The 21,106-nt window shown below is 63.3% G+C and carries 16 protein-coding genes and 3 pseudogenes; 7 read left to right on the top strand and 12 right to left on the bottom strand.

Annotated elements, in window-relative coordinates:
- The first annotated feature begins 328 nt into the window (after positions 1-328).
- Both RVAN_RS18230 and RVAN_RS18225 read left to right on the top strand, forming a co-directional pair.
- Complete coding sequence (locus RVAN_RS18230; RefSeq protein ID WP_013421157.1) at positions 329-2,257, top strand: cation:proton antiporter; 1,929 nt, start codon at positions 329-331, stop codon at positions 2,255-2,257.
- A 111-nt stretch (positions 2,258-2,368) separates the two neighbouring features.
- Positions 2,369-3,073: a phosphatase PAP2 family protein gene (locus tag RVAN_RS18225; protein WP_013421156.1), complete on the top strand. Its 705-nt coding sequence runs from the start codon at positions 2,369-2,371 to the stop codon at positions 3,071-3,073.
- A gap of 18 nt (positions 3,074-3,091) precedes the next feature.
- Here the strand turns inward: RVAN_RS18225 and RVAN_RS18220 are convergent, their stop codons facing one another.
- Positions 3,092-3,895 carry a M15 family metallopeptidase gene (locus tag RVAN_RS18220; protein ID WP_013421155.1) on the bottom strand — a complete coding sequence of 268 codons (804 nt, stop codon included), beginning with the start codon at positions 3,893-3,895 and terminating at the stop codon, positions 3,092-3,094.
- Positions 3,896-4,034: 139 nt separating this feature from the next.
- On the opposite strand from RVAN_RS18220, the gene RVAN_RS18215 reads away from it, so the two are divergent.
- Positions 4,035-4,463 (top strand): hypothetical protein, encoded by a 429-nt coding sequence (locus RVAN_RS18215; RefSeq protein ID WP_013421154.1) that lies wholly within the window; start codon positions 4,035-4,037, stop codon positions 4,461-4,463.
- Between the two features lie 323 nt (positions 4,464-4,786).
- On the opposite strand, the gene RVAN_RS19375 is transcribed toward RVAN_RS18215, so the two are convergent.
- A complete protein-coding gene (locus tag RVAN_RS19375) occupies positions 4,787-5,998 on the bottom strand; it encodes a hypothetical protein (RefSeq protein ID WP_013421153.1) in 1,212 nt (403 codons plus the stop codon).
- Between the two features lie 338 nt (positions 5,999-6,336).
- Here RVAN_RS19375 and RVAN_RS18205 point away from each other — a divergent pair, with 338 nt between their 5' ends.
- Positions 6,337-6,558, top strand: coding sequence for an FmdB family zinc ribbon protein (locus tag RVAN_RS18205; protein ID WP_013421152.1), 222 nt, complete (start codon positions 6,337-6,339; stop codon positions 6,556-6,558).
- Between the two features lie 4 nt (positions 6,559-6,562).
- Here the strand turns inward: RVAN_RS18205 and hrpB are convergent, their stop codons facing one another.
- Both hrpB and RVAN_RS18195 read right to left on the bottom strand, forming a co-directional pair.
- Positions 6,563-9,034 carry an ATP-dependent helicase HrpB gene (hrpB, locus tag RVAN_RS18200; RefSeq protein ID WP_013421151.1) on the bottom strand — a complete coding sequence of 824 codons (2,472 nt, stop codon included), beginning with the start codon at positions 9,032-9,034 and terminating at the stop codon, positions 6,563-6,565.
- A gap of 29 nt (positions 9,035-9,063) precedes the next feature.
- Positions 9,064-10,686, bottom strand: coding sequence for an ABC-F family ATP-binding cassette domain-containing protein (locus RVAN_RS18195; RefSeq protein ID WP_013421150.1), 1,623 nt, complete (start codon positions 10,684-10,686; stop codon positions 9,064-9,066).
- Positions 10,687-10,697: 11 nt separating this feature from the next.
- Here RVAN_RS18195 and RVAN_RS21075 point away from each other — a divergent pair, with 11 nt between their 5' ends.
- Together RVAN_RS21075 and RVAN_RS18180 are read left to right on the top strand one after the other, a co-directional pair.
- On the top strand, positions 10,698-11,264 hold the full coding sequence (locus RVAN_RS21075; RefSeq protein ID WP_155942517.1) for a transposase: 567 nt from the start codon (positions 10,698-10,700) through the stop codon (positions 11,262-11,264).
- Positions 11,204-11,650, top strand: a pseudogene (locus RVAN_RS18180) (IS5 family transposase); the annotation flags it as partial. The gene RVAN_RS21075 and the pseudogene RVAN_RS18180, both read left to right, overlap by 61 nt.
- Before the next feature lie 488 nt (positions 11,651-12,138).
- Here RVAN_RS18180 and RVAN_RS20955 read toward each other — a convergent pair.
- From RVAN_RS20955 to RVAN_RS18145, 5 genes and pseudogenes are all read right to left on the bottom strand, one after another.
- Positions 12,139-12,489, bottom strand: a pseudogene (locus RVAN_RS20955) (ATP-binding protein); the annotation flags it as partial.
- A pseudogene (gene istA / locus RVAN_RS20950) lies at positions 12,481-13,196 on the bottom strand (IS21 family transposase); the annotation flags it as partial. The pseudogenes istA and RVAN_RS20955, both read right to left, overlap by 9 nt.
- Before the next feature lie 93 nt (positions 13,197-13,289).
- Complete coding sequence (locus RVAN_RS18160) at positions 13,290-14,081, bottom strand: class I SAM-dependent methyltransferase (RefSeq protein ID WP_013421149.1); 792 nt, start codon at positions 14,079-14,081, stop codon at positions 13,290-13,292.
- Positions 14,071-14,469, bottom strand: coding sequence for an NADH:ubiquinone oxidoreductase subunit NDUFA12 (locus tag RVAN_RS18155; RefSeq protein WP_013421148.1), 399 nt, complete (start codon positions 14,467-14,469; stop codon positions 14,071-14,073). The genes RVAN_RS18160 and RVAN_RS18155 overlap by 11 nt, the downstream gene beginning before the upstream one ends.
- Before the next feature lie 444 nt (positions 14,470-14,913).
- Positions 14,914-15,618 carry a Crp/Fnr family transcriptional regulator gene (locus RVAN_RS18145; protein WP_013421147.1) on the bottom strand — a complete coding sequence of 235 codons (705 nt, stop codon included), beginning with the start codon at positions 15,616-15,618 and terminating at the stop codon, positions 14,914-14,916.
- A gap of 145 nt (positions 15,619-15,763) precedes the next feature.
- Between RVAN_RS18145 and RVAN_RS20430 the strand changes: the two genes are divergently transcribed.
- A complete protein-coding gene (locus tag RVAN_RS20430) occupies positions 15,764-15,904 on the top strand; it encodes a hypothetical protein (protein WP_155942516.1) in 141 nt (46 codons plus the stop codon).
- A 151-nt stretch (positions 15,905-16,055) separates the two neighbouring features.
- Here the strand turns inward: RVAN_RS20430 and RVAN_RS18135 are convergent, their stop codons facing one another.
- From RVAN_RS18135 to RVAN_RS18125, 3 genes are read right to left on the bottom strand one after another with little or no spacing between them, the layout of a single operon-like run.
- Entirely contained in the window at positions 16,056-17,888 is a 1,833-nt protein-coding gene (locus RVAN_RS18135) for an ABC transporter ATP-binding protein (protein WP_013421146.1), read from the bottom strand.
- A 14-nt stretch (positions 17,889-17,902) separates the two neighbouring features.
- Complete coding sequence (locus tag RVAN_RS18130; RefSeq protein ID WP_081449537.1) at positions 17,903-19,708, bottom strand: ABC transporter ATP-binding protein; 1,806 nt, start codon at positions 19,706-19,708, stop codon at positions 17,903-17,905.
- Entirely contained in the window at positions 19,705-20,949 is a 1,245-nt protein-coding gene (locus RVAN_RS18125; protein ID WP_049779544.1) for an MFS transporter, read from the bottom strand. The genes RVAN_RS18130 and RVAN_RS18125 overlap by 4 nt, the downstream gene beginning before the upstream one ends.
- Positions 20,950-21,106: the final 157 nt, after the last annotated feature.

The raw sequence follows: 21,106 nt of genomic DNA, 5'->3' as shown, positions 1-21,106 counted from the left end.
CATCTTAAGATTGTAACATTAGCTCGATACAAATGGTAGCTGTATCCGAAACCGTGCCAATGGTTAACCACAGCCGCATTTTTCGCCGTTCGCGAAAGGTTCGTGACAGGAGCCGGGCTTAAGGAAGTGCCCACGTCTCCTGCGGCACGCGCGCCGTGCGTCGCACCTGACGCGGGCTTCTTGCCTCAAACCTCCGACGGTCGATCTGCCGGGCAATTGAATCCAGAAAACGCGGGCCGATCCGGGTTGGCAGCGGCAATGTTTCCTGCCTTAATGGTTACAGACAGTCGCGCAGGCCATCCGCTGCGGTTCCCCTGAAAAAAGAGCGATGGACGGAAAACTCCTTATTCAGCTTGTTGTGTTCCTGGGAGTCGCGGCGCTGGCCGCGCCTCTCGCGCGCATGCTCAAGCTCGGCTCCATTCTTGGCTATTTGTTGGCGGGCGCCTTCATCGGCCCCTACGGCATCGGCTATATGTTGGGTTATTCGACGAACGACGCCGAGATGTTGCGTCACATCGCCGAACTTGGCGTGGCGATGTTCCTGTTTCTCATCGGCCTCGAACTGCGTCTCAAACGCCTCTGGAAGATGCGCGATGCCGTCTTCGGCGCAGGGTCGGCACAATTCGTCGTAACCGGCATCCTGCTCGTGGTGCTGATCTGGGGCGTCAACCCAAGCACTGATTTATCCTTCTCGGAAGCGATGCTCGTCGGGCTCACGCTCGCCTTGTCCTCCACCGTGCTCGCGCTGCAAACGCTCGAAGAGAAGGGCGAACTCACGACGCGGCACGGCCGCCTCTCTTTCTCGGTGCTGCTGTTCCAGGATATCGCCGCGATCCCGCTTCTTGTCGCGGTGCCGCTTCTGGCGGTGAAAGCGACATCGCCGGAGCTTCTCACCTTTGCAGGCGTGCTGAAAATTTTCGCCGCCATCGCGCTGATCATCATCGCCGGACGCTACCTGCTCGACCGTCTCTATCATCTCCTCGCCCTCACGCAGGTCCGCGAAGCGATGATCGCGGCCTCGCTGCTGACGGTTGCGGCGGTTTCGCTGCTGATGACATCCATTGGCCTGTCCGCCTCGCTCGGCGCGTTCCTCGCGGGCGTACTGCTGGCCGACTCGCACTTTCGCCATCAGATCGAAGCCGACATCCGGCCGTTCGAGATGCTGCTTCTCGCGCTGTTTTTCACCTCCATCGGAATGGCGCTCGATTATAACGCGCTGCTTCGCCAGCCCTTCCTGATCGCCTCGGCGGTGGTGGTGCTTGTCGCGGTGAAATTCGCTGTTCTCTATGCGGTCGGGCGCTGGCAGCGGCTGAACCCGCCATCGGCGCGGCGCTTCGCCATCGTAGCCTCGCAGGGCGGCGAATTCGCCTTCGTGGTCTTCGCCAGCGCCGAGCAGGGCGGCGTGCTGACCTCGGCGCTCGCGTCCTCGCTCGGGATCATCGTCACGCTGTCGATGATGACGACGCCCCTTCTGCTGGCGCTGGACGACTTCCTGCGCAAACGCACGGTCAAAGCGGAACCCCTCTACGACGAGTTGCCGGCGAGTGCCGGGCATGTGGTCATCGCGGGCTTCGGCCGCGTCGGGCAGGTGGTGGCGCGCGTGCTGACCGCGAAGGGCATCCCGTTTACCGCGCTCGACGCCGACCCCGATCAGGTGCAGCTCGTGGGCCAGTTCGGCAACAAGAGCTATTTTGGCGACGCGAGCCGCCTCGCCATTCTGGAAGCGGCGGAAGTGGGCAAGGCGCGCGCCTTCGTGCTGGCCATCGACGACGTGGAAAGCTCGCTCAAGTCGGCGCAGCTCGTAAAGGCATACTTCCCGCATGTTCCGATCTACGCGCGTGCGAGAAATCGGCGTCACGTGCATCAATTGATGGACCTCGGCGTTGAGAACATCGAGCGCGAGGCCTTCCACTCGACACTCGAAATAACCCGCGACCTGCTGCGCGGCCTCGGTCTTTCGGAAGGCGAAATCCGCTTTACCATCGAGACTTTCCGCGAGCACGACGAGGCGCGCCTCTACGAGGACTACGCGCATTATACCGATGTCGAGAGGATGGCCGCGCTCGCCATGCAGCGTTCGGAGGAGCTTGCGCAGCTCCTCGCGCAGGATTGGGAGAAGGCCGCCGAGCGAACGAAGCGCATTGAGGAGAAGAAGCGGCAAGACGACAAGAAAGCCGACGAGAAAAAGAAGGCCGAAGTAAAGGCGAAGGCGGTTGCGCTGACCGATGGCAAGCCGGTGACATCGCCTCAGTCCTGACGAGCGGATGTGACCCGGTCGCCGCATGCGGGAGCTTTCGGCGTGTCGAAGCATTTACCAGCCGGAAGCGCGCGCGGGCGATAATGCTCCGCTCGCAACACCGGAGACCGGATGTTATTCACCGCTGAAGATCCTGCGTACCCCGCGCGGCGCGACCCAACGCAGCCGCCGCGCGTTGCCACCCTTGTCGCGGCAAGCGTGCTGCTCGCGCTATTCGCGGGCATATCGGCGGCTATTTATAGCGGCGGCCTGACCGATTTCGATCGGGGCCTTCTTCTCGCGTTGCGCGATCAGCTAAACCCCGCCGACGCGCTCGGGCCGCGCTGGCTTGCCGTCGGCGCGCGCGATATCACGGCGCTTGGTTCGACGGCGGTGCTGACGCTCGCGACCATCGTCGCGCTCGGCTACTTCGCGCTCGAACGGAGATGGGGCGGCTTCGCGCTCGTCTTCGTTGCCATCATCGGCGGCACGCTTGTCAACAATACGCTGAAGGCGCTGGTGCAACGTGCTCGCCCCAACTTCGTTGCAGAAATCGCCGAGACATCGACCTACAGCTTTCCGAGCGGCCATGCCTTCATGTCGGCCGTCACCTTCCTGATCCTCGGCGCGCTCATCGCCCGCGCGCGGCCCGATGCGGTGGGGAGAGCCTTCGTTTTTGCGGTCGCTGTTGCGCTGACGCTTCTCGTGGGGGCGAGCCGCGTCTATCTCGGGATGCACTGGCCGTCGGACGTGCTGGCGGGATGGTGCGCGGGCGCGAGTTGGGCGCTTCTATGCTGGGCCGCCGCCGATTGGATCGGAAGACGCGCGCGGCCCTGACAGCGCGCCGGACCACGTCTATCGCGCGGGGCGAGGCGTGATCGGAACATCGTAGCTTCGGCGGTTCTTGGCGCGGGCGAGGCTGAAGTGCCACCATTCGGCGGGATAATTGGTGAAGCCCGCGCGCTCCATCAGCGTAACGAGAAGGTCGCGCGACCGCCGCTGCTCCGGCGTCAGGCCGGGAAAGGCCGTGTTCGAGGCGCGGTCGAAGCAGTCGAACGAGGTGCCCATGTCAAGCTCGCCCGGCGCCAATTCGCCGAGCGCGAGAGCATTCGCGTTGCTGCTGACGCCTTTTGGCTCGTCCGCCGGTCCGCGAGCGGGCGCAATGCAGTTGTCGCGGACGAGCGGCGACCGGTCGCTCCGGCCCTGCCGCACAAGGGTGAGATCGACCGCGAGCCCCGTCGAATGCGACGACCGCGATGCGATATAATTCGGCACAAGCCCACCCTTCGGCAGACGCGGATACTGGCTCTTCGTGCGCTCGTTCTCCGGCGCGCGCGCCCACGCCCCGAACGCTCTCACCGCGCGTTCCGGGCGGTAGCAGTCGAAAACCTTGAGCGAGAGGCCGAGTGCCTGGGCCGAGCGCTGCGCACGTTGAAGCGCTTCGGCGGCATCGCGCCGCAATACGCATTCGGCGGCCTCATAGCCGAGAACGGGCGATCCCGTGAAATTGTTCAGCCCGGCATAGCGCATGTCCTGCTGGATGTCGGGCGCGACGTCGCGAAGATAAACGAAACCGTCGGGGAGTTCGGCTTGCGCGGACGCTGGCGCCAGGGCGGCAGCCACATAGAAGAGTGTCGCCGCAAAGCTTTGCCGATTCATTCGCTTCACCTATCACGATTTCCTCGCGAAATTGTTTGTCGTAATCCGTAAATCGACGGCTAAGAACGCGAACTGAAAAGCTGCTTTTGTGTCGGTTTACTTTGTAAGATGACGGAATGGGAAATGGCAGGAGATACACGTGGCCGAAGAATGGCTTTATCAAATTCGCGTCGGGCTCAGCGATGAGGCCGCCAGCCTCCTCAACGTCGATCCGCAAAACGCGGTGCTGCGGGCTTTGACCGAGGTGCTGCATAAGCATCACGCCACGGCGATAACCGTCTACGATGCCTTTGCCGGTTATGTGAGCGAGGCAGAACAGCAGGGCGTGGATCGATATCCGCTCTACGCCTGGACGAAGGCTGCGCTGGATGATCCTGCCAAAAGAGAAAAATTCGCGAAATTATGCACGCTGCATGTGAATGGCGATGAAGTTTATGAAAAGTCGGTCGCCGAAGCACTGGAAGCGGACCTGCTGCCGCTGGTGGATCACGGCGCGCTCACTCGCGTGACGAAGCACGACTCCAACCCGGCCCACAATCCGCAGCCGCCCGCGCGGTTTCGCCAATAGCTATCGGCGTGCATCGCAAGCCGGGGTCCTGCAATCGCGGGGCTGACACGGCCTTTTGACAGGTTCTTGACGCGCACCCAATAGCGGCGCTGCTTGGGATTATGGGCAGGCGCTTGCCCGATGACCGGGCCTTCAAGTGCATGTCGCCAGAGCGGCGGCGAGTTGGCCGCCACCGAGATTAGCGGAGTGCGCTTGGGCGCGCCACACCGCTCCGATACGAGCCGATTGATCTATCCGCGTTCAAACTTCTCCATTTGAACGCGGATTTAAGATTTTCTCGCGCCGATTGATACGACGCGCGCCGCCCGAAGGCGGCGTTTCGATCACAGGCCGGTTTCGCAGCCGAAACCGCCCGGCTTGCGGCCGTATTCCTTGGTTCCCGGGTAGTGGTTGAACCCGCTCTTGTCCACCCACACAACGGAGCCACGGCACTTGGCCGCCGCCTCGCGCTCGCTGGCGAACTGACCGCGCTTTGGCTTCTCGGCACTGACTTTTGCCGGACCTTCGCCGCTCTCGTCCTGCTCCGCCTTGCGCTTCTTGGACTTGGCCTTTTCTTCTTCCTTGGCTGCGGCCTTGCTCTTCTGCTTCTTCTCGCCGTCTTCGGCTTTCGCCTTCTTCTCAGGCTCGGCTTTCGCCGCTTCCTTGGCCTTATCCGCCTCCGCAGGCTGAGCCTTCTTTTCGCCTTCCGCCTTTACAGCTTCCTTCGCGGGCTCGGCCGGCTTTTTGGCGTCGTCCGCCTTCGCCGCTTCGACCGGAGCGGGCTTCTTCGCATCGTCCGCCTTTACAGCTGCCTTCGCGGGCTCGGCGGGTTTTTCAGCGGCGGCGGGCTGAGCGACCTTCGCGGCGTCCTCGGCCTTGGCGGGCTGGTGCGCATGCTCGGGCTTCTTCGCGTCGTCCGCCTTCACGGCTTCTTTCGCGGACTCGACCTTGACGGCTTCGACAGGCTTTTCAGCGGCGGCCGGTTGAGCGACCTTCGCGGCCTCGGTCGCAACCGGCTTCTTCGTATCGTCGGCCTTTGCGGTATCACCCGCTTCGGATTTTTTCGCGCTATCGTCCGCTTTGGAAACCTCGGCGGGCTTTTCAGCGACAGCGGCGGCGGGCTGAGCAACCTTCACAGCGTCTTCCCCCTTGGCGGGCTGATGCGCATGCTCGGGCTTCTTCACCTCGTCGGCCTTCACGGCTTCTTTTGCGGGCTCGGCAGCCTTGACGGCTTCGACAGGCTTTTCAGCGGCCGCCGGTTGAGCAACCTTCGCGGCTTCGACCGGAACCGGCTTCTTCGCCGCATCGTCCGCCTTCGCGGCTTCGACAGCCTGAGGCTTCGCGTCCACGGCGGCGTCCTTGGCGGCCGGAGTCGGCGTCTGGGCGGGTTCCGAAACCGCGGGCTTGGCCGCGGCAGGCTCAGCGCTTTGGGCCGCAGGCGATACTGCCGGCGCCTTCGGCTCGTCAGGCACCTGAGCAACCGCCAGCGAAGTGGCGAAGACCATGGCGCATGCGATCCCGAACAGCGCGGGCGGTGGCAAAATCCGTGCGTTCATCGATTCGATCCTTCGAAGGTTACAGCCGAATTGCTTCGCTAAAGCGTTAGCCTGCGAAACAGGGTCAAATCTTGGCAGCCTTGCCTTGCGCCTGCCGGAATTCGGAAGAAATCGTTAATAAAGGGGAGATGACGCATGCGCGAGCCGCATTCCGGGGTATGCATGCCCGCTCTTGCGGGGGGCACCAGCGCCCCGAGGCTCTTGCCGACCTCCGACTAAATCGTGGCCCGTTTCCTGCAAGCAAGCCTCGCGGATGCGAGTCGCGGAGCTTTCCGCCCCAATTCTGAACGAAAAAACCGAAGATACAGGTCGCGTGACGCGGACCCAAGGAGCCTCCAATGCCGCTTTACGGCTTTCATTGTGACAAATGCGACAATGACGTGGAATTGCTCGTCAGCTCGTCCGCCAAGCCCGCCTGCCCGAATTGCGGCAACGAGACGATGACGCGCCTGATGTCGCACATCGTCATCCATGGCAAGACAAAGGCCAAGCTCAAGGCCGCGCGTGCTGCCGCCCAGCGAGCAGGCCACCTCAGCAATTTCAGTCCCTCGGAGCGCTAGCGCTTCACGTCCCGCGCGGCTTGGCCCGCGATGTCGGGGCGGCCTGGGCTGGATCGTCCGGCCACGGGTGGCGCGGGTAACGGCCTTTCATCTCGGCCTTGACCGCCGCCCATGACCCCCTCCAGAAGCCCGGAAGGTCGCGCGTGATCTGGATCGGGCGATGCGCGGGCGAGAGAAGATGCAGCGTGAGCGGAAGCCTGCCGCCCGCGATCGATGGATGCTGCGTCAGGCCGAACAACTCCTGCACGCGGATGTGGAGCGCGGGCGCGCCAGCGGTTTCGTAATCGATGGCGTGGCGGTTGCCGGTGGGCGCCTCGAAATGCGTCGGCGCTTCGTCGTCTACGCGCCGCTTCAGGCTCCATGGCAAGAGCGCATCAAGCGCGGCACCGAGATCGTCCGCGCCGATGTCCGAGAGCTTCGTCTTGCCGTCGAGGAAAGGCGCGAGCCACGCCGCAGCGGTTTCGCCGAGCGCGGCGTCGGAGAGGTCGGGCCATTCTTCACCCTCCGCCGCGCGCAGAAAGCCGACGCGGTGGCGGAGCTGAAGTTGCGACTTGCTCCATGGCAGGCGGTCGAGACCGAGCTTTGCGATACCTTCCGCCAGTAGACGCGAGGTCGCCTCGCTCGCCGCAACCGGGCGCGGCTCATTGCCAAGCAAGATCGCGTCGAGCCGCCGAACCCGCCGCCCTCGGAGCGCCGCCGCGGCCGGATCGAAGTCGATCTCGTCGGCCTCGCGAATGCGGTGCCCTGCGGCTGCGAGAACGTCCGCTTCATCGGCTACGGCCGCGAGAAGGATGCGCGTTGACGCCGCTGACCCCGACAATTCCGCCGCGACGATATAGGGCGAGCGCGCCAACGAATGCGCCGGCTCGAGGTTCGCGCCGCGTCCGTTGGCGAGGAGGAATTGGCCGGGTGCGCCGCGCGCCTTGGCGATCCGCTCGGGAAAGGCCAGCGCCAGTATTCGCGCCAGCGATAAGTCCTCGCGCGGCTTGGCCTGCCGCGCCGCCCCCGCCATCCGCGCCCAGCCCGCCGCCAGCTTTCGCATGTCGCTCGCGCGGCGTGAGCGATCCCGGCGGAATGCTTCGAGCCGATGCGCAAGGTCGGCGTCGTTGCCGCCAAGCCCGCGTTCCACCATGAGTGCCGCGATTTCGGCGGCGTCGTCCGCATGGCCCAATTCGGCGGCGGCAATCACCATGCGCGCGAGCCGGGGCGGCAGCGGCAAAGAGCGCAGGCGCTTGCCCATGTCGGTGATGCGGCCTTTCGCGTCGAGCGCTTCCAGCTCCGTCAGTTCCGCGCGCGCAGCATCCATGGCGGCGGCGGGCGGCGGATCGATCCACGACAGCGAAAGCGGGTCCGTCGCGCCCCATTCGGCGCAATCGAGCAGCAGGCCGGAAAGATCGGCGGAGCGAATTTCCGGCTCGGCGTAAGCGGGAAGGCTCTGCGTTTGCGGCTCATCCCACAGGCGGTAGCAGACGCCGGGCGCGGTGCGGCCCGCGCGGCCCCAGCGCTGATCGGCGGCGGCGCGAGACACGCGCACGGTTTCGAGCCGCGTCACGCCGACATCCGGCTCGAAGCGCGGCACCCGCGCGAGGCCGCAGTCGATGACGACGCGCACGCCCTCAATGGTGATCGACGTTTCGGCGATGGAGGTGGCGAGCACAATCTTGCGCAGGCCCGCGCGCGCTGGTTCGAGGGCGAGGTCTTGCGCCTTCGCGTCCATCGCGCCGTAAAGCGGAGCGAGCACCACGGCCGGATCGGCGATGCGCTCCTTCAGCCGCTCCTCGACGCGGCGGATTTCGCCCTGTCCCGGCAGGAATGCGAGGATCGACCCGGTTTCCGCGCGCAAGGCCCGCATCACCGCATCCGCCATTTGATCCTCGATGCGCGCATTGGCATCGCGGCCGAGATAACGCGTCTCGACGGGGAACGCGCGGCCCTCGCTCTCGATCACGGGCGCATCGCCGAGAAGCCGCGCCACGCGCGCGCCGTCGAGCGTCGCCGACATCGGCAGGATGCGCAGATCGTCGCGCAAAGCCCGCTGACAGTCGAGCGCCAAAGCCAGCCCGAGATCGGCGTCGAGCGAGCGCTCGTGAAACTCGTCGAACAGCACCGCGCCAACGCCGGACAATTCGGGATCGTCGAGGATCATGCGGGTGAACACGCCCTCGGTGACGACCTCGATGCGTGTCTTCGGCCCGGATTTCGAGACCATGCGCGCGCGAAGCCCGATGCGCTCGCCAACGGCCTCCGAAAGCGTCGCCGCCATGCGCTCGGCAGCAGCCCGCGCGGCGATGCGGCGCGGTTCCAGCACTAGCACCTTGCGGCCACCGAGCCATTTCTCGTCCATCAGCGCGAGCGGCACGCGCGTCGTCTTGCCCGCTCCGGGTGGCGCGACGAGCACCGCCGAGGCGCGGGCGGCGAGCGCGGCCTGCAGCGCGTCGAGGACATCGTCAATCGGAAGCGGTGTGGCAAACTTCATGGCGTCGTATCGAGCGGGCGCGCTCGCCGTCAGCTATGCAGGCCGGGCGCCTCATGGCCCGTACGCGCGACATATTCCGTGTAGCCGCCATTATAACTATGCACGCCTTCCGGGGTCAGTTCGAGCACGCGGTTGGAAAGGGCCGCGAGGAAATGCCGGTCATGCGAGACGAACAGCATCGTGCCCTCATATTGCGCGAGCGCCTTGATGAGCATTTCCTTGGTCGCCATGTCGAGATGGTTGGTCGGCTCGTCGAGCACGAGGAAGTTCGGCGGATCGAACAGCATGATCGCCATCGCGAGCCGCGCCTTCTCGCCGCCGGACAGCACACGGCATTTCTTTTCGACATCGTCGCCGGAAAACCCGAAACAGCCCGCGAGCGTCCGCAGCGTGCCCTGCCCCGCCTGCGGGAAGGCGTGTTCGAGCGACTGGAAAATCGTCGCGTCGCCATCGAGCGTTTCCATCGCGTGCTGGGCGAAATAGCCCATCTTCACGCTGGCGCCGATGGTCACAGAGCCCTGATCGGGCTCGCTCGCGCCAGCCACCAGCTTCAGCAGCGTCGACTTGCCGGCCCCGTTGATGCCCATCACGCACCAGCGCTCCTTGCGCCGGATCGCGAAATCGAACCCCTCATAGATGATCTTGCTGCCGTAGCGCTTGTGAACGGTCTTGAGCGCCACGACATCGTTGCCGGAGCGCGGCGCGGTCGGGAAATCGAACTGCACGCTCTGGCGCCGCCGGGGCGGCTCGACCCGCTCGATCTTGTCAAGCTTCTTGACCCGGCTCTGCACCTGCGCGGCATGCGAGGCGCGCGCCTTGAACCGTTCGATGAACTTGATTTCCTTGGCCAGCATCGCCTGCTGGCGTTCGAATTGCGCCTGCTGCTGCTTCTCGGCCAGTTCGCGCTGCTGTGCGTAGAACTCGTAGTCGCCGGAGTAGCTGGTGAGCGAGCCGCCGTCGATTTCGACGATCTTGTTGACGATGCGGTTCATGAACTCGCGGTCGTGCGAGGTCATCAGCAGCGCACCATCGTAGTTCTTGAGGAATTGTTCGAGCCAGATCAGGCTTTCGAGATCGAGATGGTTGCTCGGCTCATCGAGGAGCATCGCGTCGGGCCGCATCAGGAGGATACGCGCCAGAGCGACGCGCATCTTCCAGCCGCCGGAAAGCTTGCCGACATCGCCGTCCATCATCTCCTCGCTGAAGGAGAGGCCGGCGAGCACTTCTCGCGCGCGGGCTTCCAGCGCGTAGCCGTCGAGTTCCTCGAAAGCGTGGAGGACTTCGCCGTAACGCTCGATGATCGATTCCATCTCGTCGGCGCGGTCGGGGTCGGCCATCGCGGCCTCCAGCTCCTTGAGCTCTTCCGCAACCGTGCTGACCGGGCCTGCGCCGTTCATGACTTCGGTCACGGCGCTATGGCCCGACATCTCGCCGACATCCTGATCGAAATAGCCGATGGTCGTGCCGCGATCGATCGCCACCTGACCTTCGTCGGGCTCATCCTGTCCGGTGATCATGCGGAACAGGGACGACTTGCCCGCCCCGTTCGGTCCGACAAGGCCGGCCTTCTCGCCTTTCAGAAGAGAGGCCGAAGCCTCGATGAACAGCAGGTGATTGCCGTGCTGCTTGCTGATGTTTTCGAGACGAATCATGACTACCGGGAATGCTGCGAGAATTTCGGACGCGCTATCGCGCTTCGCGCGCCTTGTGCGCGATTTGCCACCCTTATGCCACGGGAGAAGCGCGGCGCCACCGTGAAATAAGCCGTCGGGCAACAGAGGCCATCGAGAACGGCCCGACGCATGAGGCAAAGGTCACGCTTCGTTCGCTGGGGAAAAGGGAGTGCTCGCCCTCAAGACGGGCGCTTTTCTCTGTGATGTCAGGGGGATGGATGGTGCTGCAAGAGAGGATTGAACTCTCGACCTCTCCCTTACCAAGGAAGCGCACGGGGTGCCAGTGGAGGCAGTTGCCGAAGGATTTCCCGCCGCGTTCCACGGTTTACAGCTATTTCTGGGAATGGTCGCGCTACGGCGTGCTCGACCGCATCCATCATGCGCTGCTCGTCGCCTGCCGTGAAGCCGAGGGCCGCGAGGCTTCGCCCACGGCCGCGATCATCGACACGCAGGCCGTCAAGGCCACCGAAAAAGGGGGAAGAGCCGCGATCCCGTTGGCTATGACGCGGGCAAAAAGGTCAAAGGCATCAAGCGCAACGCAGCTGTCGATGCGATAGGACTGCTGCTTGGGATCGAGGTGATCCCCGCCAGCGTCCAGGACCGGGACAGCGCTGCGGCGCTTATCAGGAACACCCGCCGCCTTTTCCCCTTCATCCGCCACGTCTTTGCGGACGGCGGCTACAGCGGAGACCGCCTCGCCACCGATCTTGCGGCTCAGAGGGTTACGCTGGAGATCGTCAAGCGCACGGACAAGGAAGGCGGGTTCAAACTCGTCCGGCGACGCTGGGTCGTCGAGCGCACCTTCTCCTGGCTCAGGCGCAACCGTCGCCTGATGGCCCATTACGAAGCTCTCGCCATCATCGCCGAGGGCTTCGCCAAACTCGCCATGATCGCCGTCATGCTCAAACGACTGACAGAGCCAACGTCGCAAAATGCAAGATGAACTTCCGAGTCAGGATCTTAGGTTGATGCACTTCCAATCGATCCAAACGGCTTCCCCTGCCCTCGCTCCCGTATAAAGCAGGAAAACCACAAGCGGGCGAAGGTGAGGTGCGCAAGCGTCTGTAAGGGCGTCCGCTTCTTCGATGGTGATCCATCGGATATTGCCAGAGGGTGACTTAGGGCGTTTGATGCTAGGAACATTGCACCATCCTTTGCGCGCCGCATGGTGGAGGATAGCCGACATGGGCGTGAAGAATTGCCGGTTGCGGGTTGCCGGTGAGACGTTGGGGAGAAGCCTTTTAGCCGCCGTGTCGATTTCGTCTTGCCTGATCTTCCTTAGAAGAGTCGTCCCGAAATGCTCCAAGAGAGGCGTAAGGAAACGCTTTTCGCCGTCGCTTTGCGTGTCAACCGACATCCGGAACTGCCCCGTTTCGACACGAAGAACTGCCCCGTCATTGATCAGTCCTTTGAGGCTTTGGTTCTGTCGCAGCCGACGCTGCGGTTGGACGTGATCAGCATCGCTCCCTTTTCGTAGCGGCGCGAGACAAGCTGGAAGAACAGATGCGCCGCAGAGGGCTCGAACGGCAGGTAGCCCAGTTCGTCCACGATCAGGAGCTTCGGTTTGGCGAAGTGCATGAGCCGATCCTCGAGCCGGCCTTCCACATGTGCCCTGGCGAGTTGCGCCACCAGCGCCGTCGCCGGCATGAAGAGCGCGGCGTAACCCGCCAGAATGGCCTCGCGCCCGAGCGCGATGGCGAGATGGGTTTTCCCGACGCCGGGCGGCCCGAGCAGGAGCACATTCTCGCCATTGGCGATCCAGCGTCCAGCCGCGAGATCGCGCGCCGCCCGAAACGGCGGGACGCCGGCCGCCGGCTTCAAGGCGCCCGCCTCGTCGCGCTGAAAGCGCGCCACAGGGCTTTCCCCGGTCGTGCCGTGAATGCGCGCGTCGGCGATCTCGCGGGACCAGGCCTCAAGGTGCGCCTCGAACGCATCCCATGTCGCAAACGCTCGCCCCGCGACCGCGTTCTTCTTCACATAGCCCACGCCGTTTTCGGTCTTGCCTTTCGTGCGCGCCCGATACGGAGCGCAGGCTTTCGGCCGAAAGCCCCAATGCCTGGCGAAAGCCAACAGCTTTGCGTTGTAGGCGACAGCGCCGGTCAGCCTGTCATGCCGGTCGACGAGTGCCCTGGCGTTGTCGAACAGCACGTCTTCCGTCACGCCGCCGAACTTCGCAAAGGCGCTTTCCAGCCCGTCGAACCAGCTTTCCTGGCGCTGAAGGCGCGGACATGGATCCGGCGCGAGTAGCCGAGCGTGGCGACGAACAGAAACGCCTTGATCCTGACGCCGCCGATCTCGACCAGGCGCTCGCCAAAGTCGATCTGCATCTGCTTGCCGGGCCGCGTCTCGAAACGCACGCAGGCGCGCGCTTCGGCGTCGAGTTCCTGCCGGAACCGCGCCACCGCCCGCTCCACCGTGCGAAGGCTGACGGCGATGCCCTTCTCGCCAATCAGCTCCTGGCGGACCACGTCGGCGTTGCCGCGATGGCGCTCGGTGTTCAGTTCGTCCAGCGCGAGCGCTCCGGCAGCGCAAGCGAGGGAAGCCAAGCCTGACGCCGGAGATCGCTGAGCGACACAAGCGCCCTATCGCGGCAAAAGTCTGGCGGCGACGCGCAAGCGCACATAATCCGCCCACCAACGCCCATCTTCGTCGCGCAAGCTTGGCCGCAACAGCTCGACCGCGTGCGCGAGAGCGGCGTCGCGAACCTTGCCCTCGAACTGGTCGAAGAACGGCTTGCGGAAGGTGGCGAGCCAGCCCTCGATGCCGGTCGGCAGCGGCGTGGGGCGCGGCATGAGTTCGATGCGCTCGCACATGAGGCCGTTTTTGTAGAGAAGGCCTTCATAGGCGCGCGGGCTTGGAAAATACCATGGATGCGCGAGCGCGGCGTTCCCTTGATACAGGCGCGCCGCCGAGCGAAGCGCCGTAACGATGGCGGCGACATTGCCGAAGCCGCCGAACTCGGCGACGAAGCGCCCACCCGGCTTCAACACGCGGGTAACGCCCTGGATAACATCCTCGGCGCGCGTCATCCAATGCAGCGCCGCGTTCGAGAACACGGCGTCGAATTCACGCGGCAGATCGATGGCCTCGCCGCTCATCGCGCGCACGTCTAGGCCGCGCGCCTTAGCGGCGGCAAGTAGCGCCGCGCTCGTGTCGATGCCGAGAACCGATGCGCCGTGCGCCGCAATTTTGGCTGTCAGCGCGCCGTCGCCGCAGCCGATGTCGAGCACGCGCTCACCCGGCTTGGGGTCGAGCCATGACAGGATGTCCGCACCGAGGTCGGAGACGAAACGCGCGTTCTCTTCATAGCCCGCCGCGTTCCAGCTCTGTTCGCCGGAGGCCGCGCGCGCATGGCTTGGTGTCTTACTCGGCATTCCACGGCTGATAATCGCCATCGCCCTTCGGACGACGCATCTCGCCGACGAGGCTACCCTGCGGGCGATAAGCCTCCGGGGTCCCGGTCAGGTTCGGCTGATGCGGCTTCTGCCACGGGCGCGCGTGATAGGTTTCCTCGGTGGGCGGCGTATCCACGATGTAGTGTAGCCAGCCAAACCAGTCGGGCGGAACCTTGCTCGGCTCCGCATAGCCCTTGTAGATGACCCAGCGGCGCGGCTTGCCGGCCGAGCCGGTTCCGCTCGCGTCCTGATAGTAACGATTGCCCTCTTCGTCTTCGCCGACGAAGATGCCACGCGCGTTCGTGTAGAGCTTCGTCGACAACGTCGCGCCGTTCCACCAGGTAAAAATATCGCTGAACCAGCCCATGCTTGCCCTCGGTCTTTCAACTTCTTTTACGCGAATCAACGGCGGGCGTCCACCCATTCGCTCCCGCCAGATCGCGTCTCTGCGCGTGGCTCAACCTTCGCGCGGCTTCGCGGCAAGCCACGGCATGACGCCCGAGAAATCCTTGTCCGCGCCGCCTTCCGCCACGAACGCCGCGTAGAGGTCGGCGGCGTCTTCTCGGGCCGACCCGTTGCAGGATTAAAAACGTCCGCGAAACGACCGGATGTTCCGGCGACGCGGCTTCCGCCGATGAAATGCCCCGGTTCCATGTGGCCCAAATTCATGTCGCCTCCATTTCGGGCTGACGTTTGCTCCCGCGTCCATGATGACGCCGAGCGGATACCGTCAGCAAGCCCCAACGCAGGCCATTCGACCAAAGCGGGGAGCGTTGATGGCGGTTTCGCGCATCGACGCCCGGGCACGCGTCTATCTGCCGCCATCCGCCTGGCGGGCGGGGCGTGTCGTCTCATCGGGCGGGGGAAAGGCGGTCCCGGCTGCGGCCGCGAGTCGGCCGACATCCGCAACCGTATAGTTCGAGCGGCCCTTCCGGCTGATGAGGCCCTCTCGCATGAGGGCGTTCAGCGCGGCGGACGTGGTCTGTCGCGAGGAGCCGACGAGATTGGCGATTTCCTCCACGGTCAGCTCGATGAAAAGCGGGACTTCCGTCCCGGCGTTTCCCTGCGCTACCCTCGCGCGGTCGAGGAAGAAGCGCGCGAGCCGCTGCTTGATGTCCCGGAAGACGAGATCTTCGATCGTCCGCATACAGCCCATCATCGCCCGGCCGAGGATGCCGATGAGGCCGAAGGCCAGCGACGGGTTGTCCTCCAGCTTCTTCGCGAAAGTCCCGATGTCGGCGTAGCGAATATCGGTCTTTTCCACCGCCTCGATCAGGCAGCCGGAATGCGTGCAGAACATGTCGCCGGGGACGAGGTAGAACAGCGTCATTTCCCTGTCCTCGCCGATCAGATACACGCGCAGCTTGCCGTCCATCACCACAAGGACGCCGTCGCGATCCGGCAGCCCCGCGCTGATGAGGCCGCCCTTCTCGTGACTTTGCGCGATGAAGCCGTCGAAGAAGGAGGCTCCCGAGGGCTTCGCGAGGATGTCGTCGATACTGAAACGCGGCGGCATGGGCTTCTTCCTCGGCGGGGCGCTTCTGTCGCGATGCGCGATGACGGACGCCCCTTCGAGTCTTCATGCGCCCCGCGAACTGTCAATCGCTCATGTCTCGGGCCGCCGTGAGTTCTGAAGGTCTGGCGATCCACTGCGCGCTTGCATGCAGGGTACACGCCAGCTTCGCGCCAATCCTTACAGCGAGGATGCCCGATGCGACCGCCCAGCCGCGCCGCCTCTGTTCAAGCCGCCTTGGGAAGAGCGTTCGCCGATCCGCCTCGGCGATCTGAAGGCGCTGCGATAGGTGTGGACCAGTTGCACATGGACGCGAGGCCGACAGCGGAGCACACCGAAAGCCCTGCGATCACCGGCAGAATGGCCTTCGTCAGATCGGCCGCTACGCTGATCGCAGCAAAGAGAGCGGCTTCCAACCCTCGCCTTCTCGGACCTTGGCTTCAGCGGCGAACTAAATCAGTGGCCACTTCGCCGTATTGCAGCTGACACAACCGCCAATAAAGTCCCCGAGCGTGTATCAATGCACGGTGATTTCCGCTTTCGGCCACGCGCCCCTTGTGCATGACGATGATGTTATCGGCGTGTAGAATTGTCGCGAGCCGGTGCGCTATGATGACGGACGTCCGTCCTCGGAGAAACATCTCCACTGCCTTTTGCATTCGTTCCTCGGTCTCGGAATCGACATTCGCGGTTGCCTCGTCGAGGATCAGCAAATCCGGGTCGCGAGCCATCGCGCGCGCCATGGCTATGAGCTGTTTCTGGCCAGAGGAGAGGTTGTCTCCGCGTTCGTGCACCTGCGTGTGTAACCCCTCGGAGAAATGATCAGCCATCATCAAGAGCCCTGTCTTTTCGGCGGCGCGGTGCACCTGCGCTTCGGTATCTCCTAAGGCCCCGAAGCGCAGATTATCCAGAATGCTGCCCTCGCGCACGTAAGTATCCTGAAGGACCACGCCGAAACGGTTGCGCAGGGACGACGCAGGGATGCTGCGAATGTCGACGCCGCCGACGCGGATGACACCGCGCTGCGGCTCGTAGAAGCGTAGCAAAAGGTTGACGATTGTCGTCTTGCCGGCGCCGGTATGCCCGACGATCGCCAAGGACTCTCCGCTCGCTACCTTGAAGCTGACATCCTGCAGTATCCACTCGTCGCCCTTATAGGCAAACCAGACGTGATCAAACTCGATCTCCGCGTGGGCTAACGCGGGCGATGCGCCCCCGTCCTGCAAGCGAGACAGAGGCATGTCGAGCAACCCGAAGACCTTTTCGGCAGAAACGACGCTCGATTGCAGCACACCATAACGCTCGCCTATCTCCTGGATGGGACGCAAGAAAAGCGTCGCATACTGCAGGAAGGCGACAATCACCCCAATCGAGAGCTGGCCGTCTTGCAATAGCCAGGCTCCCATGAACAAGAGCGCTGCTTGGGAAATCGTGCCGAGTATTTCGACCACCGGCATGAACCATGCGTTGGCTGTGACCCATTGCATGGAGGTGGTGTTGTAGGCCGAGTTCATCTCGTCGAAGCGTTCCAGATGCGGCTTCTGGCGATTGAACAGATGCACGACGTCGATGCCGCCGACGTTCTCGGCGATAAAGGAATTGATGCGAGCCAGCAGGATGCGCCCGTATTGCTGGCTGCGGGTGATAATGCGCCGGAAGCACAGTGTCATTATCGTAAAGAGGGGAAGAAACGCGAGCAGAACGATACTCAGATGGCTGTTCAGATGCAGCGCCGCCGCCAGAAAGCAAAGGGTCATGACAGAGTTGGCTAGCACCGAGACTATGCCGTTCGTGTACAGATCGTTGAGCGCCTCGACATCGGTGGTGGCGCGGGTCACCAATCGTCCCACCGGAGTGACGTCGTAGAAGGCGACCGGAAGTCGATGCAAATGTGTAAAGATGCGATGGCGCAGGTCGGCCATGGCCTTTTGCCCGGAGCTCTGAGCGAGATACGCGTGAAGGCTTTGAAACAAGAATGACAGGACCACGCCCGCAAAGAAGAGGACCGACAGTAATAGCAGCCCGCGTTGCGCATCCTGCGGCAGCCAGATGCGAAGCCAATCGATCGCTGGCTCGTGGTGGAGGAAATACTTGTCGATGGCGATGGAAAGCAGAAGCGGGTTGATAATTTGGAGAGCCGTAGCGAACAGTGCGCAAAGTACCGAGGCCGCTACCTCCCCCCAATAGGGCGACAGCAAGCCCAGGAGTCTCGTAAGCACCGACCAGTCGTCCAACCTGGGTGGAACCTCGTCGACGGATGCGGTGGGGAGCATGGCGTCATCTCTTGTCATAGCGTCGCCAACTCGTGTTCGAGATTTTGAAGGCGCGCCATCCGCGCATAGTAGCTGTTGCTCGCCAGCAGCTCGTCATGGCGCCCGGCCTCGACCACTCGCCCTTCGCTTAGGATCACGATGTGATCGGCATGCCGTGCTGCAGCGATCCGGGTTGCAATGAAGACGGTCGTCTGCGACCAGGACGCATGCCGCAACTGACGCAGTATGAAGTCTGCGGTCACGGCGTCGACGCGGGAGAGCGTGTCATCAAGCACCAGAATGCGCGGGCGTCGTAACAGAGCTCGCGCCAGAGCGACACGCTGCTTCTGCCCGCCGGAGAGCATGACGCCACGCTCCCCAACGATCGTCTGCAACCCGAGAGGAAACGCGCGCAAATCTTCTTCGAGGCCAGCCATCTGTGCGGCTTCGGCAATCTGCGAAGCGGACGCCGACGGCGCGCCCATGGCGATGTTTTCGCCGAGCGTGGCGCTAAAAAGGTAGGTTTCCTGCGATGCCAGACTGATCTGCGAGCGCAGCTGTTCCAGCGGCATGTCGCGCACATCGCGACCATCGAAACGGACGCAACCGGAGCTCGGATCGAGCAAGCGCGGGATCAGCCGCGCTAGAGTTGTCTTCCCCGCCCCAGTCGGGCCGAGAATCGCCACCGTGCTGCCGAACGGAATCCGCAGGCTCACTCCGGCCAGCGCGACGTTCTTTCCAAAGCTCACTGAAACGTCATCGAACTGAAGCTCGCGCAGCGGCACGGGCGCGGCACCGCTATCTTTGCCGGAAACGCCGGGATCGACGATTTTTGGCCTCTGTGCGAAGAGTGCGTGCAAGCGGGCGACTGAAGCGGCACCGCGTTGCAACAGATTGACAGCTCGCCCAAGAGAAGAGACGGGACGCGACAGCAGGGCCATGTAAGTGGTGAACATGACAAAGTCGCCCACACTCAGGCTGCCTTCCAGGACGAGCCTGCCGCCGTAGCCGAGCACAATCAGGACCGACAGACCTGTGGCAAAAGCCAGCATTGGATCGAGCGAACTTGAGTACAAAGCCAGTTCGCGGTTGGACTTCGCGTAGGAACGGTTCATTTCGTCGAAGCGGCTGGTCTCGTTTTGCTCCTGAACGAAGGCTCGCACCACGCGAACACCGGAGACCGTCTGCTGGACGGCGGCGCTCATGGTGGAGAACAGGCTCTGAATAGCATCGAAGCGATGGCGGATCATGCGCCCGGCGTACAGAAGCGCCCAAAAGGCAAAGGGCAGCGGGAGCAGCGCAGCCAATGTCAAGTGCCAATTCACCCAACCCATCACCGCCAAGGCAACAGGCAGCGCCGTGACTCCCTCAAAAAGTGCCGTCGCACCCGGGCCGACCATCATGCGTACGGCATTCAGGTCGTTGACGGCGTGAGCCATTGCGTCGCCAACACGGGTGCGAGACCAGAAGGATGCGTCAAGTGCAAAGAAATGGCGCATCAAGTCGCGGCGCATCTCGTATTCGATGTTGCGCGAGGTCGACATCAAGCTAAGCCTTGCGGCGGTCTGAAATGCAAATCGCGGCAAGGCAGCAGCAGCGATGCCGAGACTGACAAGAGCGACGCCTGCGCTGGCGGTTTCTCTCGGCGAATGCGCCAAAGTGTCTATTCCGATGCTTATCAGGAGCGGAATGGTGTAACCTATAAGGTCGCGCGCAACGACAAACGCCACACCAAACGCCAGGCGCAGGCGGTATCGCCGAAGATACGACCATAGGAATGCTTTCCACTTTCCAGTGTTGGTCTGGAATTCCTCAGGTGTTTTCTCGGCTTCGCCCATCATTCGCTCTTGATCAGGCGCCAAGATCCAAGACCAGCCAGCAGACAGAGACCAGCGCCGATTGCTACTGTGTCCGCGACTCCGATTCGATCAGCGACCCCCCCGGCAATAAGGCTGCCCAGAGGCGTCATACCCATAACCGCGACGGCGTAGAAGCTCATGATGCGGCCCCGCATATCCGCACCAGTGTGGGTCTGCAGGATCGTGTTACTCCCGGCCATCTGAACCATCATGGCAAAGCCGGTCACTACGAGCAGGGCCATGGAAAGCGCCTGGTTTTGCGAGCACGTGAAGGCGAACAGACACGCGCTGTAGAGCATGCAGGCGAGCGCAACGCAGCGTTCAATGCCCTCCGTCGACGCGCGTCCGGCCAGATACATCGCGCCGCAGACCGCGCCTAGCCCTTGACAGGCCATCAAGACGCCAAGTGTATCCGGGCCGCCGCCGAGCACCTCCTTGGCGAAAACGGGCAGCAAGGAGATGTGCGGCTGACCAAGGAACGCGAAGACGCTCAGTAGCACGAGGGTGCGTCGAATATGGGAATGATGGCGGGCATAGCGAAGGCCGCCGAGCAGTTCCCCGAGGATCGCGCCACCGCGCGGCGGCAGCTTGCGACGCGGTACACGCATCATGCAAAGCGAGGCAAGTACGGCGAGAAAACTGACGGCATTGAATATAAAACAGACACCTTCGCCCGCAATGGTAATTAGCGTTCCGGCGAGGACCGGGCCGATCAATTTGGCTAGATTCATCATGGTGGAGTTGAGCGCGATCGCGTTGCTCAAGACGGACGCCTCGCCTTCGCCAATCATCTCCGCCGTAAAGGATTGCCGAACGGGCAGATCGCAGGCGTTGAGAATGCCTATGAGGCAGTTCAGTAAAAGCAACTGCCAGACCTGCGCCACACCGAGACAGACGATGGCCGCCAGCGTCGCGGCGACCAGGAGTTGGCTCGTTTGCAGGACCAGCATCAGCGTACGACGGTTACATCGGTCGGCGAGCACGCCCGCGAAGGGAGAGATCACGAAGGATGGCAGTTGACCGACGAACGTGGCAAACCCGAGCATGAAGACCGAGTCGGTCATCCGGTAGACCAGCCAACTGATAGCAATCTTCTGCATCCAGCTTCCGACGTTGGAAATCGATTGCCCGATGAAAAACAGTCGGTAGTTCCTATGCCGCAGCGATATTGCCATCCGGGCCAGACCGAGGCGGTCATACAAGCCCTTCACGTGACCATTCATCAGCAAATGCAATGTCCTGTTGAAATCGGCGCGCGGCGGGGAAGGGGCGCCTGTCCGTGATGTCGTTCGCAAGCAGAAGCGGCGGTCGTCGCTGAATCGACCGCCGCGCAGCCATTTTTCATTGCGCCGCTGACCATTTCGGGAGGGCGCCGTTCGG

Source organism: Rhodomicrobium vannielii ATCC 17100 (assembly GCF_000166055.1).
GTDB lineage: Bacteria > Pseudomonadota > Alphaproteobacteria > Rhizobiales > Rhodomicrobiaceae > Rhodomicrobium > Rhodomicrobium vannielii.
This window is presented reverse-complemented; position numbering and strand designations above follow the sequence as displayed.

Bases quoted from the DNA above. Each gene is read 5' to 3' on its own strand.
- RVAN_RS18130 (WP_081449537.1), bottom strand. From the start codon at position 19,708: ATGATGGGCGAAGCCGAGAAAACACCTGAGGAATTCCAGACCAACACT.
- RVAN_RS18225 (WP_013421156.1), top strand. From the start codon at position 2,369: ATGTTATTCACCGCTGAAGATCCTGCGTACCCCGCGCGGCGCGACCCA.
- RVAN_RS18230 (WP_013421157.1), top strand. From the start codon at position 329: ATGGACGGAAAACTCCTTATTCAGCTTGTTGTGTTCCTGGGAGTCGCG.
- RVAN_RS21075 (WP_155942517.1), top strand. From the start codon at position 10,698: ATGCTGCGAGAATTTCGGACGCGCTATCGCGCTTCGCGCGCCTTGTGC.
- RVAN_RS18160 (WP_013421149.1), bottom strand. From the start codon at position 14,081: ATGCCGAGTAAGACACCAAGCCATGCGCGCGCGGCCTCCGGCGAACAG.
- RVAN_RS19375 (WP_013421153.1), bottom strand. From the start codon at position 5,998: ATGAACGCACGGATTTTGCCACCGCCCGCGCTGTTCGGGATCGCATGC.
- RVAN_RS18135 (WP_013421146.1), bottom strand. From the start codon at position 17,888: ATGCTCCCCACCGCATCCGTCGACGAGGTTCCACCCAGGTTGGACGAC.
- RVAN_RS18220 (WP_013421155.1), bottom strand. From the start codon at position 3,895: ATGAATCGGCAAAGCTTTGCGGCGACACTCTTCTATGTGGCTGCCGCC.
- RVAN_RS20430 (WP_155942516.1), top strand. From the start codon at position 15,764: ATGCAGGGTACACGCCAGCTTCGCGCCAATCCTTACAGCGAGGATGCC.
- RVAN_RS18145 (WP_013421147.1), bottom strand. From the start codon at position 15,618: ATGCCGCCGCGTTTCAGTATCGACGACATCCTCGCGAAGCCCTCGGGA.
- RVAN_RS18195 (WP_013421150.1), bottom strand. From the start codon at position 10,686: ATGATTCGTCTCGAAAACATCAGCAAGCAGCACGGCAATCACCTGCTG.
- hrpB (WP_013421151.1), bottom strand. From the start codon at position 9,034: ATGAAGTTTGCCACACCGCTTCCGATTGACGATGTCCTCGACGCGCTG.
- RVAN_RS18205 (WP_013421152.1), top strand. From the start codon at position 6,337: ATGCCGCTTTACGGCTTTCATTGTGACAAATGCGACAATGACGTGGAA.
- RVAN_RS18155 (WP_013421148.1), bottom strand. From the start codon at position 14,469: ATGGGCTGGTTCAGCGATATTTTTACCTGGTGGAACGGCGCGACGTTG.
- RVAN_RS18125 (WP_049779544.1), bottom strand. From the start codon at position 20,949: ATGAATGGTCACGTGAAGGGCTTGTATGACCGCCTCGGTCTGGCCCGG.